Below are 13,648 nucleotides of genomic sequence, written 5' to 3' on the forward strand. Positions count from 1 at the left end.
TCTTCATGCGATTTCAGCCATCATGACAATGGCGCGCCTTTGCTCCCCTTCCCTTCACCTTTGGGTTTGTCTCCTTTGGGGCGCTCTCCAGGTGCCGTCTTGCCGGGCGTGATGACTTCCACTTTGGCGCCATCACGCAAACGATCCACTCCCTGAGTGATCACCTTTTCTCCCGGCTTCAATCCTTCAGTGATGAGAACACGCTCTCCTTGGACGGGCCCGGTGACGAGATTGCGCAAGGTGACGGTGCTGTCCTCTTCTTTCAGAACATAGGCATAGGCGCCCTTGGCACCGCGCTGGATGGCTGTTGCTGGTGCCACTGTGGCTTTCGTCCTTGTGTCCACCAGCAGGCGCGTGATGACAAACTGGTTCGGAAACAGCAGGCCGTCGGCATTGGGCAGCTCCGCCTTCAGTTTCAAGGTGCCTGAGGTGACATCAATCTGATTGTCGGTCGTCAGCAGCTTGCCGCGTCCAAGCACCTTGTTCATCTCCTTGTCCACGGCCTCCACCAACACGGGTTCACTGCCAGCGAGACGCTTGCGCACAGCAGCCACACGCTCCTGGGGAATGGAGGAGATCAGGCCAATGGGATCCATCTGCGTGATGATGACAAGACCGTTCACATCCGAGGCACGGATCATGTTGCCCGCATCCACCTGACGCAAGCCAACCCGCCCGGTGAGCGGAGCCGTGACCTTGGTGTAGCTGAGCTGAAGTTCCGCACTCGCCACCGTGGCACGATCCGAAATCAAGGCTGATTCATACTGCCGCACCAAGGAGATTTGAGTGTCCACCTGCTGTTTCGCGATGGAGTCCTGCTTGAGCAATTCGGTGTATCGGCTGAGATCTTTGTTGGCATTGGCCAGCAAGGCCTCGTCCCGGGCCAGCTGCCCTTTGGCCTGGTCGAGAGTCACTTGAAAGGGACGCGGATCAATCTCTGCGAGCAAATCACCCGCCTTGACCATCTGCCCTTCCACAAATCGCACCTTGTCCAGCTGCCCGTCCACACGACTGCGCACCACCACCACATTTAGAGGTGTAACGGTGCCTGCAAGACTTACCCATTCCTCGAAGTCTTCTTGCTTCACTTCCCCGACGGTTACTGCGGCAATCCCCCCTCTCGCGCCACCTTTGCCGGCCGCGCCCATCCCTCCTGCTGGAGGTGCTGGGCGGTGCATCCACAGCCAGCCGCCGCCGGCTAATACCAACAAGATGATCACGAAACATCCGGCGCGGCCTTTCGGCGATGACGAATGGGAAGAAGGGGCGGTGTCTTTCATGTCAAAATCGGATCGCGCACGTGGATAACCATCCAAGCTCAATCGCACGCGAGATTACGAATCTGGCATGCGCTTAGAAGCAGTCCAGCGACAGAGCGGCGGAAGAAAAAAAATATAGGCAGTCGGAAAACGCCTACAGCCATAACCCTGTCAGGCCCGAATCCTATCAAGTGTAGCGGCTGCCACGAGAGCCGGATCAGCCCAGTTCTGAAACCGGCCTAGGCGTGAGGTCAGCAACCCCTTTTGGAAACATGCGGTCGCGGGCCGTGAGGATTTCAGGCTCGTCCGTCGTGACGAGAACCACATGCTCGAAATGTGCAGATGGTTTGCGGTCTGTGGTGACTACAGTCCATTTGTCCTCAAGAATGCGTGTCTTCCCTGTTCCCATGTTGATCATGGGCTCGATGGCCAGAGTCATGCCGGCTTTAAGACGTGGGCGGTCGCCTTTTTTTCCGTAGTTCGGCACCTGCGGCTCTTCGTGAAGTTTTCTGCCGACTCCATGGCCGACGAACTCACGCACGACGGTGTAGCCATATTGGGTGACGTGGTGTTCCACGCTGTGGCACAAATCGCCAAGCATCCAGCCGTCACGTGCATATTTGACGGCATTGAGAAGTGATTCTTCCGTAGCCGCCAAAAGGTGCAGCGTTTCCTTGGCGACATTGCCAACAGGTACAGTCAGAGCATTGTCCCCTACCCAGCCGTCGTAATAGACACCGACATCGATTTTGACTATGTCGCCATCCTGAATCACGCGCGGACCACCGATGCCATGAACGACTTCTTCGTTAATGGAGATGCAGATGGTGCCAGGAAACTGGCGGTAGCCGAGAAAGGCGCTGGTGGCGCCGCACGCCTTGATTTCGGCGGCGGCAAAACGATCAACTTCGGCGGTCGTCACCCCAACATGGACCTGTGAGGCGGTTTTGATCAGCACATCACGTGCGACCTGGCAGGCCCTGCGGATACCTTGCTGCTGCGCGCCGTGACGGATTGGGATGTTCCCGGATTTTACAAAAGCCATGACGCGCTGGATGAAGCTCACTTAAGGGCAAGTTTATACACGACACCAATCAAGACCATGATGGCGAGAGCAACCCACAGCCACACGACGGTGGTGGAGTCCACGGCGCGCGCGCCTTGCTGGATGCGATCCACACGACCACGGATACGGCCCTTCTTGAGGAAACCATCATAGTGGCTCTGCAGGAGATGCGTTTCGACCTGGCGCATGACATCAAGCACCACACCAACGAGGATCAGCAGGCTGGTGCCACCAAAGAACTGCGCAGCGGAACTGGAAATTTTCATCGAGCTGCTGACGACGCCCGGCATCACATAGAGACCTGTGAGGAAGATTGCACCCGCAAAAGTGAGACGGCTCATGGTGAAGTCGAGGAAGTCGGCAGTCGGCTTGCCGGGGCGAATGCCCGGGACGTAGCCACCGCTCTTCTTGAGGTCTTCGGAAATCTGTGTGGGCTGGAACATCGTGGCCACCCAGAAGTAGCTGAAGAAGAAGATCAGCAGAGAGGAAGCCACATAATAAACCCAGCCACTGCTGATAAACAGCGCCATGCGCTGGATCCAGTTCACATCCTTGAAGAGCGAAGCCAGAATGGTGGAGGGGAACAGAAGAATGGCCTGGGCGAAGATGATCGGCATGACGCCGGAATAATTGATCTTGAGCGGCAGATACTGCGTCTGACCGCCATAGACCTTGCGACCGACGACGCGCTTGGCGTAGGTGATCGCGATGCGTCGTGTCGCCTGGGTCAGGGCAATGACACCAGCGATGACGAGAATCATGAAGCCCATGAGAAGGACGAGAGTGAAGGCGCTGGCAGGGCTGGCCTTGATGCTGCCCACGAATGTCTGCCAGACCTGAATCAGAGCGCCTGGAAGATCGGAAACGATGTTCACGCAAATGAGGATGGAGACCCCGTTGCCAATGCCACGGTCCGTGATCTGCTCACCCAGCCACATCATCAGCATGGTGCCTGCAGTGATGGTGATAACGCTGGTGAAAACGAATCCAGCCCCGTAGTTTGGAACGAGCGGCCGTCCGCCCAATTTATCGATGGCATCCTGCAAACCAGCCATGAGGTAGTTCTGGGCAGGATCGTGCAAAGACTGGGCCAGAAGTGTGGCCTGGAAGACGCAGAGCACAATGGTGGCAATACGGGTGTACTGCGTGATCTTCTGACGACCACCTTCTTCACGAGCCAGTTTGCTCAGAGGAGGCCAGACAGCCGTAAGGAGCTGCAGCATGATGCTGGCGCTGATGTAGGGCATGATGCCCAAAGCGAAAATAGCGCAGTTTTGCAGCCCACCCCCGCTGAAGATATTGAGCAGCGCGGCGACCTGTGAGGCACCAGAGGCATTGTCACCCGCTTTGTTTTCAATCCAAGCATTCAGCACGGTGGCATCAACACCCGGAAGTGTGATGGACGTGCCAATGCGGACGATGACAATCATCGCCAGGGTGAAAAGAATGCGCGAGCGAAGTTCGGGGACTTTGAAGCTGTTGGCGAAAGCGGAGATCATGAGAGAGAGGCTCTAAGCGAAGATGGGCCTGCTTCCTGACAGCATTCGCTGCGCGGAGACCGGCCCATCAAAGAGGTTGGTTGGGTCAGAAAAAATCAGGCAGCGATGGAACCGCCGGCCTTCTCAATCTTTTCACGGGCCGTAGCGCTGACTTTTGCGCCCTGGACGGTGAGCTTGCGGGCAAGATCACCAGTGCCGAGAATCTTGATGAAATCGCAATTGCGGCTCACCAGACCCGATTCACGCAGTGCGGCTTCATTGATGACAGCGCCATCCTGGAAGGCTTCATTAAGTTCGCCAACGTTCACGACTTCGAAGACGTCCTTGAACTGCTTGTTGTTGAAGCCCTTCTTTGGCAGACGGCGATGCATCGGCATCTGACCACCTTCAAAGCCGGGGCGGATGCCACGACCAGCGCGTGCCATCTGACCTTTGTTGCCTTTACCGGAGGTTTTACCGTGACCGGAGCTTTCGCCACAGCCGATGCGCTTGCGGCGCGTCTTGGCACCGGGGCGGGGTTTGACGTCTTGGAGTTGCATGGAAATTTAAGAGAGGAAAAAGAGATTCAATCAGAGGGCCTTGCGCTCTTTGATTTCCTTGCCGCGAGCGCGGAGGATTTCATCGGCAGGGCGCAGTGCGGTGAGCGCAGCAAGAGTAGCGCGGACAACGTTGGCGTGGTTGCTGGAACCCAGCGACTTGCCGATCACGTCTTTGACGCCTGCGGCTTCAAGAACGGCGCGAGCGCCGCCACCAGCAATGATGCCGGTACCTGCCGTGGCAGGCTTGAGGAGGATGTGTCCGCCGCCATGGGAGCCCACCACTTCATGAGGGATGGTGCTGTCCTTGAGGCAGATGGAGAACATGTTCTTGCGGGAAGCTTCGGTCGCCTTCTTGATGGCGTCGGAGACTTCGTTGGCCTTGCCAAAACCGCAGCCCACTTTGCCCTTGGCATCGCCGGAAACGACGAGTGCGCTGAAGCTGAAGCGACGACCACCTTTGACCACCTTGGCGCATCGGTTGATGTGAACGACTTTTTCGACACCATCCGTCTCACGCGGCGCGCGATCATCACGACCACGGAAACCACCGTAGGAAGGAGTCGGAGCTGGTGCAGGAGCCTCCGCAGGTGCGGCGGCTGGGGGATCGATAACTACTGTTTCTTCGGCCATAAATTTACGTGAGGCGGTTTTAGAATTTCAGACCCTTTTCACGGGCGGCATCTGCAAGGGCTTTCACCTTGCCGTGATAAATGAAACCGGCACGGTCAAAGACCACTTCGGTGATGTTTTTTGCCATGGCGCGCTCAGCGAGGAGAGCACCGACTTTCGTGGCGTTCTCGACGTTGGCCTTGCCAGCGCCGTAGCCTTTTTCCTTGGTGGAAGCCGAAACGATTGTCTTGCCGGCAGTGTCGTCGATGACCTGGGCGTAAACGTTCGTGTTCGAGAAGTAAACTGCGAGACGGGGACGCTCGGCGGTGCCGCTGAGTTTGCGGCGGATGCGCTTGTGGATACGAGCGCGGATATCTTTGCGATTGGTAAGAGCCATGATGAGTATCTCCGGAAATTATTTGACGGATTTGCCGGCTTTACGGCGGATGTGTTCGCCCACATAACGCACGCCCTTGGCCTTGTAAGGCTCTGGCGGGTAGTAAGCACGAATGTCAGCAGCGAGCTGGCCGACAACCTGTTTGTCGATGCCTTCGATGGCGATCTTGGTGTTTTCGGTGACGGTCACCTTCACGCCCGTTGGAATGGGGTGCAGACGGTCATGGGACTGACCAAGCTGAAGATCGATGTTCGAACCTTTGACCGCAGCACGGAAACCCACGCCGTGGATCTCAAGATTGCGGGTGTAGCCCTGGCTGACGCCGATGAGCATGTTCGAGATCAGACGCTGGGTGGTGCCATGGAGGGCGCGCACTTTGCGGTCTTCGGAATCGCGGGTGACGTTGATGGTCTTGGCGTCCGAATTGACCTTAACACCGAGAGGAAGAGTCCAGCCGAGTTCGCCCTTTGGGCCTTTGACCTGCACAGAGCGGTCGTCACCAACCTTGATGGTGACCTTGTCTGGAATGGAAATGATTTGTTTGCCTACGCGTGACATGATGGTTGTGACGGTTGGGGGTTACCAGACAGTGGCGAGGAGTTCACCGCCCACTTTGGCCTTGCGGGCCTTGGCACCTGTCATGATGCCGCGTGGTGTGGAAAGGATGGAGATGCCCAGGCCGCCGAGGACGCGAGGAATCTCGGTGCTGCCGACATACTTGCGCAGACCAGGCTTGCTGACGCGGTCGATCTTGCGAATGACGGCGGTCTTGTCCTGATACTTGAGCTTGAGCTTAAGGCGGGGATGGGTGGCGTTGGTGTCCACTTCGTAGCCCCAGATGTAGCCTTCTTCCTGCAAGATGCGGGAGAGTTCGGCCTTCAACTTGGAGAAGGGAATGAGCACCTGCTCCTGCTGTGCTGAGCAGGCGTTGCGGATGCGGGTAAGAAAATCTGCGATCGGGTCGGTCATGACGCTGAGGGTGTCCGGGTGTTGGGGTTATGCGGCGGCTTCAGTGCCATCTTCCTTCTTCGGCTGAGCGACGCGGGTGCGGAATGGCATGCCCAGGGTGCGCAGCATTTCACGCGCATGGTCATCATTGTTCGTGCTGGTCACGAAGGTGATGTCGAAACCAAGCTGACGCTTGATCTTATCGAGCTCGATTTCTGGGAAGATCGACTGTTCGGCGACGCCGAGGGTGTAGTTGCCACGACCGTCAAAGGCACGGGGAGCGACACCACGGAAGTCACGGATACGAGGGATGGCGGTGCGCACGAGGCGCATCATGAAGTCATACATCTTGCCACCACGAAGGGTGACCTTGACGCCGACGTTTTCACCTTCACGCAGTTTGAAGTTGGCGATTGCCTTCTTGCTCTTGGTGATGACGGGCTTCTGGCCGGTGATGAGAGTCACTTCATTCACGGCGTCTTCGATCGCCTGCTTACGCTCCGCCTGACTGCCGATGGCGCAGTTCACGACGATTTTTTTGAGCTGGGGGACCTGGTGGATGTTGGCAAGACCGAGCTGGGTTTGCAGCTCAGTGCGTTTTTCTTTATATAGGGTCTGTAGGATGTGTTCCATGATTCAGTTTGGGCTGTGCCGCCTTTCCCTCGATGATCGCACCGTGCGGGAGCGACGATGACGAGGGGGGAGGCAAATGGGGGGCGTTGCTTTAGGCCTTGGCCTTCTTCTTCGCAACTTTCTTTTTCTTCTCTTTCACAGGCGCATCAACGCGCTTGACATTTGAGATGTGGATCGGGGCTTCCTGCTCTTGAAAGCCACCGGCCTGGTTCTGCTGGGTTGGCTTGATCGCTTTCTTGATCATGCGCACGCCTTCGACGAGCACGCGGTTTTTAGCGGTCTGCACTGCCAGAACGACTCCCTGGGCGCCTTTGGCGGCTCCGGAAATGACGACGACATTGTCGCCTTTTTTAACGTGGGTCTTGGTACGGCTCATTGGAATTACAGCACTTCAGGTGCGAGGGAAACGATCTTCATGAAGTTTTTGTCGCGCAGTTCACGGGCCACTGGGCCAAAGATGCGGGTGCCACGCGGGTTGTTGTCTTTGTCGATGATCACCATGGCATTGCGGTCAAAGCGCAGGATCGAACCATCGACGCGGCGGATTGGATGCGAGGTGCGCACGATCACAGCGCGGACGACTTCACCTTTTTTCACGGCTGCGGTCGGGGTCGACTCACGCACGTGGGCGGTGATGATGTCGCCAACGTAGGCGAAGCGGGTGTTTTTCTTGCCGAGCACGCCGATCATCGTGGCCAGTCGGGCACCGGTGTTGTCAGCCACCGGGATTGAGGACTCCATTTGCAACATAAACTGTTTCTCCTGGTCAGGTTAGGGGGTTCAAAAAATACGACTAGTGCTTCTGCACTTCGATCAGCTCCCAGCGCTTAAGCTTGGAAAGAGGACGGGTTTCAGCGATCAGCACCTTGTCACCTTCTTTGGCCACGCTGTTTTCGTCGTGGGCATAGAACTTGGAGGTTTTGCGCACAATCTTCTTGAAGATTGGATGCGGAACGCGGCGTTCGACTTTGACGACGATGGTCTTCGTCATCTTGTCAGACACCACGGTGCCGACGCGCGTCTTGCGCACGGCTGGTTTTTCGGTGGCTGCAGGGGCTGCTGCGGTGGGTTCGCTCATGATATTAGAAATGCTTCAGGGGGTGATGACCGGATCAGGCGGCCTTCTTGGCAGCCGCAGCGCGGGTGCGCTCGGTGATGATGGTTTCGATCCGGGCGATCTCGCGGCGGATATGGGTCAGACGGGCTGGATTTTCGAGCTGACCGCCACCTGCGCTCTGCTGCACACGCAGATTCAGCGCTTCCTGCTTCAGTTCGCGACGGCGTGCGGAGAGTTCTTCCACAGTCGATTCACGGAGTTCTTTGATCTTCATAATTCAGTTCGCGTTGGTTATTTGTGCAGGCTTTCGCGGCTGACGAAGCGGCAGCGGAGGCCCAGCTTCGTAGCGGCAAGACGGCAGGCTTCACGAGCGGTGGCTTCGTTCACGCCGGAGATTTCAAAGAGCATGTGTCCTGGAAGGACCACTGCAACCCAGAATTCTGGAGCGCCTTTACCCTTACCCATTCGGACTTCCGGTGGACGCTGGGTGACTGGCTTGTGAGGGAAAATACGGCAGAAGACTTTTCCTTTACGCTTGAGGTAGCGGGTGATGGCCACACGGCAGGCTTCAATGTGGATGTTTTTGATCCAGCCGCGCTCAAGGGTCTGGAGACCGAAGTCACCAAAGTCCAGTTTGTTGCCGCTGGTGGCGTTGCCGCCGCGGTTGCCGCGCTGCGATTTGCGATATTTTACTCTGCTTGGAAGAAGGGCCATACGTCTAGGTCCGGTGGAAAGGGTTTAGTTCGAAAGAAAAGGGCAAATTAAGCCTGGGCTGCTGGAGCGGGGGCTGGAGCTGGGGCACCATAGCCACCACCACCACCACCACCTGGACGGCCACGGTCACCACCGCGGGGACCAGGAGCGCCAGGACGGCGATCACCACGGTCATCTCTGCGTGGGCGACGGTCGCCGGAAGGACGGGACACGCCTTCTGGAGCATTGCCACGGTTCATCCAGCACTTGACGCCGATGATGCCATAAACAGTGCGAGCTTCAGCGAAGCCATAATCAATCGGAATACGCAGGGTTTGAAGAGGCACCTTGCCCTGGCGATACCACTCAGCACGGGCGATGTCAGCACCACCGAGACGGCCAGCGCAGCGGAGACGAATGCCATCAGCACCCATGTCCATGGCGGTCTGCACGGAGCGCTTCATGGCGCGGCGGAAGGAAATACGGCGCTCAAGCTGAACAGCGACGGCTTCTGCGACGAGCTGGGCGTCGAGTTCTGGCTGCTTGATTTCGAAGATGTCGATCTTGACCTGCTTGCCACCGCACATTTCAGAGACCTTCTGGCTCATGACGTCGATTTCCTGACCTTTACGGCCAATGACGAGACCCGGGCGGGCGGTGTGAAGAGTCACGCGGACCTGGTTCCAAGCGCGCTCAATCACGATCTTGGAGATGGCGGCCTGCATGAGCTTTTCCTTGAGGTAAGCACGGATGGCAAGGTCGCTGTGGAGCGAGTCTGCGTATTCTTTTTCAGGTGCGTACCACTTGGAGCGCCAGTCTTTGGTGACTGCAAGGCGGAAGCCGATCGGATTTACTTTCTGTCCCATAAAGTGAAGAGGTGCGGTTAGGGGGCGTTGCGGTTATTCAGAAGCTTTCTTGGCTCTGGCTGCCTTCTTGAGGGCAGGAGCGTTGCGGCGGGCGGATTTAGGAGCCTTCTTCTCGCCTTCAGCCTTGGCTTCTTCAGCCTTAGGTGCGCCGATGATGACGGTGATGTGAGTCATGCGCTTCTTGATCGGAGCGGCTGAACCACGGGCGCGTGGCATGATGCGACTCAGGACCGGGCCGGGAGTGGCGATGGCGGACTGAACGATGAATTCAGAGGCATCCTGCTCGTGGTTGTTCTCAGCATTCGCGATGGCGGAACGAAGAGTCTTGCCAACAAGGAAGGCGGCTTTCTTTGGAGTGAAGTCGAGAACGCTCAGCGCCTGGGAGACGGGCATGCCGGTGATGGCACGTGTGACCTGACGGGCTTTCTGCGAGGAGATCCTGGCGTATTTGAGGACGGAACGGACGGACATAAAGCGAGGGGGGGTTCTTGACTTCGTTAGAGAGATTTGTTGAGATCGACGCGACCCCGGTCACCGACGCGGACGGGATCATTGGCAGTGGCCAGTTCCTGGACTACCGCACCACAAACAGAGTTGCGGACTTCAGTAACAAGGACTTTCGCGATGGGCTTGTCTTCGCGGTAAATTTCAAAGGGCATACCCGGCTTGACCCCATCTTTAGCACCGATGGAGAGAACGGCGATGCCGAGTTCACTCTTCAGGCTGACGACACGGGCGTTTTGCAGGTCACCCACAGCCTGACCGTTCTGACCACCACCGGCTTTGACAAGCGCGGCATCGGCAGTGGTAATGGCTTTGTTCAGACGGTCGGCGGCGGCAGGATCAGCGTTTTGAGCGCTCTTCATCAGGCCCATGCCCGACTCAGCGAGTTCAATCAGAGCGTTGGCGAGTTCGTCGCGCTGCTCTTTCATGATGCGCAGGTCGCTGAGTGCAGCGAGCAGGCGCTCCTGAGTTTGATCCTTGGAGTTTTCGAGTGCTCCAACACCAAGACCTTCGAGGAGACCGCGTAGTTTTTCGTAGCGATCTTTCAGTTCGTTGGTTTCAGCATTGGCGGCAGCGGCGCTCTGAGCCAGTGCGTCGTTCTTATCCTTGGCCGCAAGGATTTGAGCATCCTGGGCTTGGATCTTCGCGGCGGCGACTTGGAGCGAGATGTGCAGTTCCTGATTTTCGAGCCTGTCATCCGCACGCAGACCTGACACACCCACTGCAAGAAGCAGCGAGAAAGTGATGCAGGTGATGGAAGTGCGGAGTGACATGAAAAAGCTCGATGCTCAGGAATTACTTGGCAGCCTTGACGGTGACAGCACCGTGAGACTTGAACAGACGGGTCAGGGAGAACTCGCCGAGGCGGTGACCGACCATGTTTTCAGTCACGTAGACAGAGACAAAGTCTTTGCCGTTATGGACCAGGAAGGTGTGGCCGACGAGGTCAGGAGTGACCATGGAGGAACGTGCCCAAGTCTTGATGGGGCGTTTCTGCTTGGCGTCGTTAAGCTTGTCCACCTTGTCGAGGAGGGCTTGCTGAACGAAGGGACCTTTTTTGAGGGAGCGTGCCATGTGAGTGCGTGAGTGAGGAATGGATTACTTCTTGGCGTGACGGCTCTGGATGATGAGCTTGTTGGTCGCCTTCTTCTTGTTGCGGGTCTTCTCACCCTTCGCGTGGCCCCAAGGGCTGAGCAGGTGCTGACGACCACCACCGGACTTGGAACGACCTTCACCACCACCGTTCGGATGGTCAATCGGGTTCATACACATACCGCGGACGGTTGGACGTGTACCCTGCCAGCGAGTGCGGCCCGCCTTGGCGCTGACGACGTTCATGTGCTCGACGTTGCCGACCTGGCCAATCGTGGCGTAGCAGACGGAGAGGATCTTGCGGATTTCTCCGGAAGGCATGCGGACCAGGGCGAAGTCACCTTCACGGTTGGAGAGCACAGCGGCCTGGCCTGCGGCACGGGCGACGACGCCGCCTTTGCCTGGGGAGAGTTCGATGTTGTGGATCGAAGTACCGAGAGGGATTTTGCTCAGCGGAAGCGCGTTGCCCACTTCAGGAGCGGCTTTTTCGCCGGCCATCACCGAAGCACCGACGCTAAGAGCGTTTGGAGCGAGGATGTAGGCGCGCTGGCCGTCCTTGTATTCGACGAGGGCGATGCGAGCGGAGCGATTCGGATCGTATTCGATGCCGACCACTTTGGCTGCTTCATCACGGCGGGACCGCTTGAAGTCGATGAGACGGTAACGCTTGTCGTGACCACCACCGATGTGACGGCAGGTGATACGGCCAGTGTTGTTACGGCCACCGGATTTGCGGAGAGCCACGGTAAGGCTTTTCTCCGGAGAATGCTTGGTGATCTCCTCGAAGGAGTTCCACTCTTTATAGCGATTGGTGGGCGTGGTTGGCTTGAATGTTTTCAGCGCCATGACGGTAGGATAAGTTAAAGGGTTGCGGGCCTGGGGTTACGCGAGGTCGAACTTTTCGCCAGCCTTGAGGCGGACGATCGCTTTCTTCCAGTGATTGGTGCGGCCGTAATCGGCGCGGCGCTCACGACGGGCCTTGCCGTCATAGTTCGCAGTGCGGACACCGGTGACTTTTTTGCCAAACAGCTTTTCGATGGCCTGTTTGATGTCGATCTTGGTGGCTTCGACGTCCACAGAGAACACGTACTCGTTGTTCTGTTCGCCCAGCAGCGTGGCTTTTTCGCTGAGACGGATGTTTTTGATGACTTTATGAAGGTCTTTCATGATCAGGCGGTCCTCTTGGCAAGGGTTTCAAGGGCGTCACCGGTCACCACAACGCTGCGATAGCGAAGGAGGTGTTCGGCATTCACTTCGTCAGCGGAGATAAGCTGAACGTTCTGGACATTGCGGCCGGCGCGGAAGGTGAGTTCATCAAAGCCTTTGCCGATGAGCAGCACATTTTTCGCGGTGGTCAGGCCATTGACGGCGGCGATGAAGCTCTTCGTCTTGCCATCAGCCACGGAAAAGCTGCCGGTGGTGAGCACTTCACCATCAAGGATCCGGGCGGTCAAAGCGGCGCGCAGAGCGAGCTTCTTGGTTCCCTTGGTGGTTTTCTTGGCCCAAACGGTTGTGTTGCGTGGGCCGAAGACGACACCACCACCACTCCAGATGGGGGAACGCTTGCTGCCCATACGAGCATTACCAGTTCCCTTCTGGTTCCAGAGTTTCTTGCCGGAGCCGGAAACTTCAGAACGGTTCTTGGTGTGGGCGTTGCCCTGGCGACGGTTGGCGCGGTAGGCCACCAGCGTGTCGTTGAGAGCCTGAGAGCCTTTATAGCCCTCGGTCAGTTGAATGTTAGCCGCCTTGGCGGCGTCGGCTGAGAGAATGGTAGCGGACATGGTTCAGTTCCTCGTTATTACTTCTTGGCGACGGCTTTTTTGCCGGGGCGCACCACAACGATGCTGCCTTTGTTGCCGGGGAGTGCGCCTTTGATGAGCAGGATGCCTTCTTCAGGACGGCTTTGCACGACGACCAGATTCTGGGTGGTGCAGCGGGTGGTGCCGTCATGGCCAGGCATCTTCTGGTTCTTCCAGACGAGACCGGGAGTCAGACGGCAACCGATGGAACCAGGACGACGATGCATCATGTGACCATGCGAAGCTGGCTGACCGGCGAAGTTCCAGCGCTTCACAACGCCTTGGAAACCTTTGCCCTTGGTGTTGCCGATGACGTCAACCACCTGGCCGTTGCTGAAGATGCTCGCGTCGAGCTTGGCATCAGCTGCTGGCAGTTGGTCGTCGCCAGTGAGGCGGAATTCCTTGACGATGCGCTTGGCAGTCGTGCAACCGTGCTTTTTGAAGTGGCCCAGCAGTGGTTTGGTCACGCGGGAATCCTTCAACTGGTCGCCGTAGCCGACCTGCACTGCGCTGTACTTGTCTTTGCCATCGCTGCGCTTCACCTGAAGAATGGTGTTGCCGCTGACGTCAACCACTGTGACCGAGATTGCGTCGCCCTTGGCGTCGTAAACTTTGGTCATACCGAGTTTTTTACCGATCAATCCGAGACTCATGAGTGTGTCCTCCTGTTATTAAAGTGATGAGATC

22 protein-coding genes are annotated in these 13,648 nt (G+C 57.4%); all 22 read right to left on the bottom strand.

Annotated elements, in window-relative coordinates:
* Nucleotides 1–20: 20 nt before the first annotated feature.
* A complete protein-coding gene (locus tag AC24GY_RS10620; protein ID WP_487682680.1) occupies nt 21–1,280 on the bottom strand; it encodes an MdtA/MuxA family multidrug efflux RND transporter periplasmic adaptor subunit in 1,260 nt (419 codons plus the stop codon).
* A 196-nt stretch (nt 1,281–1,476) separates the two neighbouring features.
* The gene (gene map, locus AC24GY_RS10625; protein ID WP_487682682.1) at nt 1,477–2,325 is read right to left on the bottom strand and encodes a type I methionyl aminopeptidase; all 849 of its coding nucleotides are present in this window, start codon (nt 2,323–2,325) and stop codon (nt 1,477–1,479) included.
* Nucleotides 2,322–3,824: a preprotein translocase subunit SecY gene (gene secY / locus AC24GY_RS10630; RefSeq protein WP_397383899.1), complete on the bottom strand. Its 1,503-nt coding sequence runs from the start codon at nt 3,822–3,824 to the stop codon at nt 2,322–2,324. The genes map and secY overlap by 4 nt, the downstream gene beginning before the upstream one ends.
* Nucleotides 3,825–3,919: 95 nt before the next feature.
* Entirely contained in the window at nt 3,920–4,363 is a 444-nt protein-coding gene (rplO, locus tag AC24GY_RS10635) for a 50S ribosomal protein L15 (protein ID WP_461526820.1), read from the bottom strand.
* A gap of 30 nt (nt 4,364–4,393) precedes the next feature.
* Nucleotides 4,394–4,993, bottom strand: a complete 600-nt coding sequence (gene rpsE, locus AC24GY_RS10640) for a 30S ribosomal protein S5 (RefSeq protein WP_422318246.1) — start codon at nt 4,991–4,993, stop codon at nt 4,394–4,396.
* Nucleotides 4,994–5,012: 19 nt separating this feature from the next.
* Nucleotides 5,013–5,372 carry a 50S ribosomal protein L18 gene (gene rplR / locus AC24GY_RS10645; RefSeq protein ID WP_422318276.1) on the bottom strand — a complete coding sequence of 120 codons (360 nt, stop codon included), beginning with the start codon at nt 5,370–5,372 and terminating at the stop codon, nt 5,013–5,015.
* Between the two features lie 15 nt (nt 5,373–5,387).
* Complete coding sequence (gene rplF / locus AC24GY_RS10650; RefSeq protein ID WP_397383896.1) at nt 5,388–5,927, bottom strand: 50S ribosomal protein L6; 540 nt, start codon at nt 5,925–5,927, stop codon at nt 5,388–5,390.
* A 21-nt stretch (nt 5,928–5,948) separates the two neighbouring features.
* A complete protein-coding gene (rpsH, locus tag AC24GY_RS10655; protein WP_395730657.1) occupies nt 5,949–6,338 on the bottom strand; it encodes a 30S ribosomal protein S8 in 390 nt (129 codons plus the stop codon).
* A gap of 27 nt (nt 6,339–6,365) precedes the next feature.
* Nucleotides 6,366–6,950 (bottom strand): 50S ribosomal protein L5, encoded by a 585-nt coding sequence (gene rplE, locus AC24GY_RS10660; protein WP_397383895.1) that lies wholly within the window; start codon nt 6,948–6,950, stop codon nt 6,366–6,368.
* A gap of 91 nt (nt 6,951–7,041) precedes the next feature.
* Complete coding sequence (gene rplX, locus AC24GY_RS10665; RefSeq protein WP_300202268.1) at nt 7,042–7,326, bottom strand: 50S ribosomal protein L24; 285 nt, start codon at nt 7,324–7,326, stop codon at nt 7,042–7,044.
* 5 nt (nt 7,327–7,331) lie between these two features.
* Nucleotides 7,332–7,700, bottom strand: coding sequence for a 50S ribosomal protein L14 (rplN, locus tag AC24GY_RS10670; protein ID WP_294398988.1), 369 nt, complete (start codon nt 7,698–7,700; stop codon nt 7,332–7,334).
* Between the two features lie 43 nt (nt 7,701–7,743).
* Entirely contained in the window at nt 7,744–8,028 is a 285-nt protein-coding gene (gene rpsQ, locus AC24GY_RS10675) for a 30S ribosomal protein S17 (protein ID WP_397383894.1), read from the bottom strand.
* Between the two features lie 34 nt (nt 8,029–8,062).
* On the bottom strand, nt 8,063–8,281 hold the full coding sequence (gene rpmC / locus AC24GY_RS10680) for a 50S ribosomal protein L29 (protein ID WP_294398985.1): 219 nt from the start codon (nt 8,279–8,281) through the stop codon (nt 8,063–8,065).
* A gap of 17 nt (nt 8,282–8,298) precedes the next feature.
* Entirely contained in the window at nt 8,299–8,721 is a 423-nt protein-coding gene (rplP, locus tag AC24GY_RS10685) for a 50S ribosomal protein L16 (protein WP_397383893.1), read from the bottom strand.
* Nucleotides 8,722–8,768: 47 nt separating this feature from the next.
* On the bottom strand, nt 8,769–9,566 hold the full coding sequence (rpsC, locus tag AC24GY_RS10690; RefSeq protein WP_487682689.1) for a 30S ribosomal protein S3: 798 nt from the start codon (nt 9,564–9,566) through the stop codon (nt 8,769–8,771).
* Nucleotides 9,567–9,599: 33 nt separating this feature from the next.
* Complete coding sequence (rplV, locus tag AC24GY_RS10695) at nt 9,600–10,037, bottom strand: 50S ribosomal protein L22 (protein ID WP_487682691.1); 438 nt, start codon at nt 10,035–10,037, stop codon at nt 9,600–9,602.
* Nucleotides 10,038–10,063: 26 nt separating this feature from the next.
* Nucleotides 10,064–10,843 (bottom strand): hypothetical protein, encoded by a 780-nt coding sequence (locus AC24GY_RS10700; RefSeq protein ID WP_422318255.1) that lies wholly within the window; start codon nt 10,841–10,843, stop codon nt 10,064–10,066.
* A gap of 22 nt (nt 10,844–10,865) precedes the next feature.
* Nucleotides 10,866–11,144, bottom strand: a complete 279-nt coding sequence (rpsS, locus tag AC24GY_RS10705; RefSeq protein ID WP_294398970.1) for a 30S ribosomal protein S19 — start codon at nt 11,142–11,144, stop codon at nt 10,866–10,868.
* A 24-nt stretch (nt 11,145–11,168) separates the two neighbouring features.
* Nucleotides 11,169–12,008 (bottom strand): 50S ribosomal protein L2, encoded by an 840-nt coding sequence (rplB, locus tag AC24GY_RS10710; RefSeq protein WP_397384258.1) that lies wholly within the window; start codon nt 12,006–12,008, stop codon nt 11,169–11,171.
* 36 nt (nt 12,009–12,044) lie between these two features.
* On the bottom strand, nt 12,045–12,329 hold the full coding sequence (gene rplW, locus AC24GY_RS10715; RefSeq protein WP_294398963.1) for a 50S ribosomal protein L23: 285 nt from the start codon (nt 12,327–12,329) through the stop codon (nt 12,045–12,047).
* Nucleotides 12,330–12,331: 2 nt separating this feature from the next.
* The gene (gene rplD, locus AC24GY_RS10720) at nt 12,332–12,943 is read right to left on the bottom strand and encodes a 50S ribosomal protein L4 (protein ID WP_422318259.1); all 612 of its coding nucleotides are present in this window, start codon (nt 12,941–12,943) and stop codon (nt 12,332–12,334) included.
* Between the two features lie 17 nt (nt 12,944–12,960).
* On the bottom strand, nt 12,961–13,614 hold the full coding sequence (rplC, locus tag AC24GY_RS10725; protein WP_422318261.1) for a 50S ribosomal protein L3: 654 nt from the start codon (nt 13,612–13,614) through the stop codon (nt 12,961–12,963).
* Nucleotides 13,615–13,648: the final 34 nt, after the last annotated feature.

The sequence above is a fragment of the Prosthecobacter sp. Pr1 genome (genome assembly GCF_057652315.1).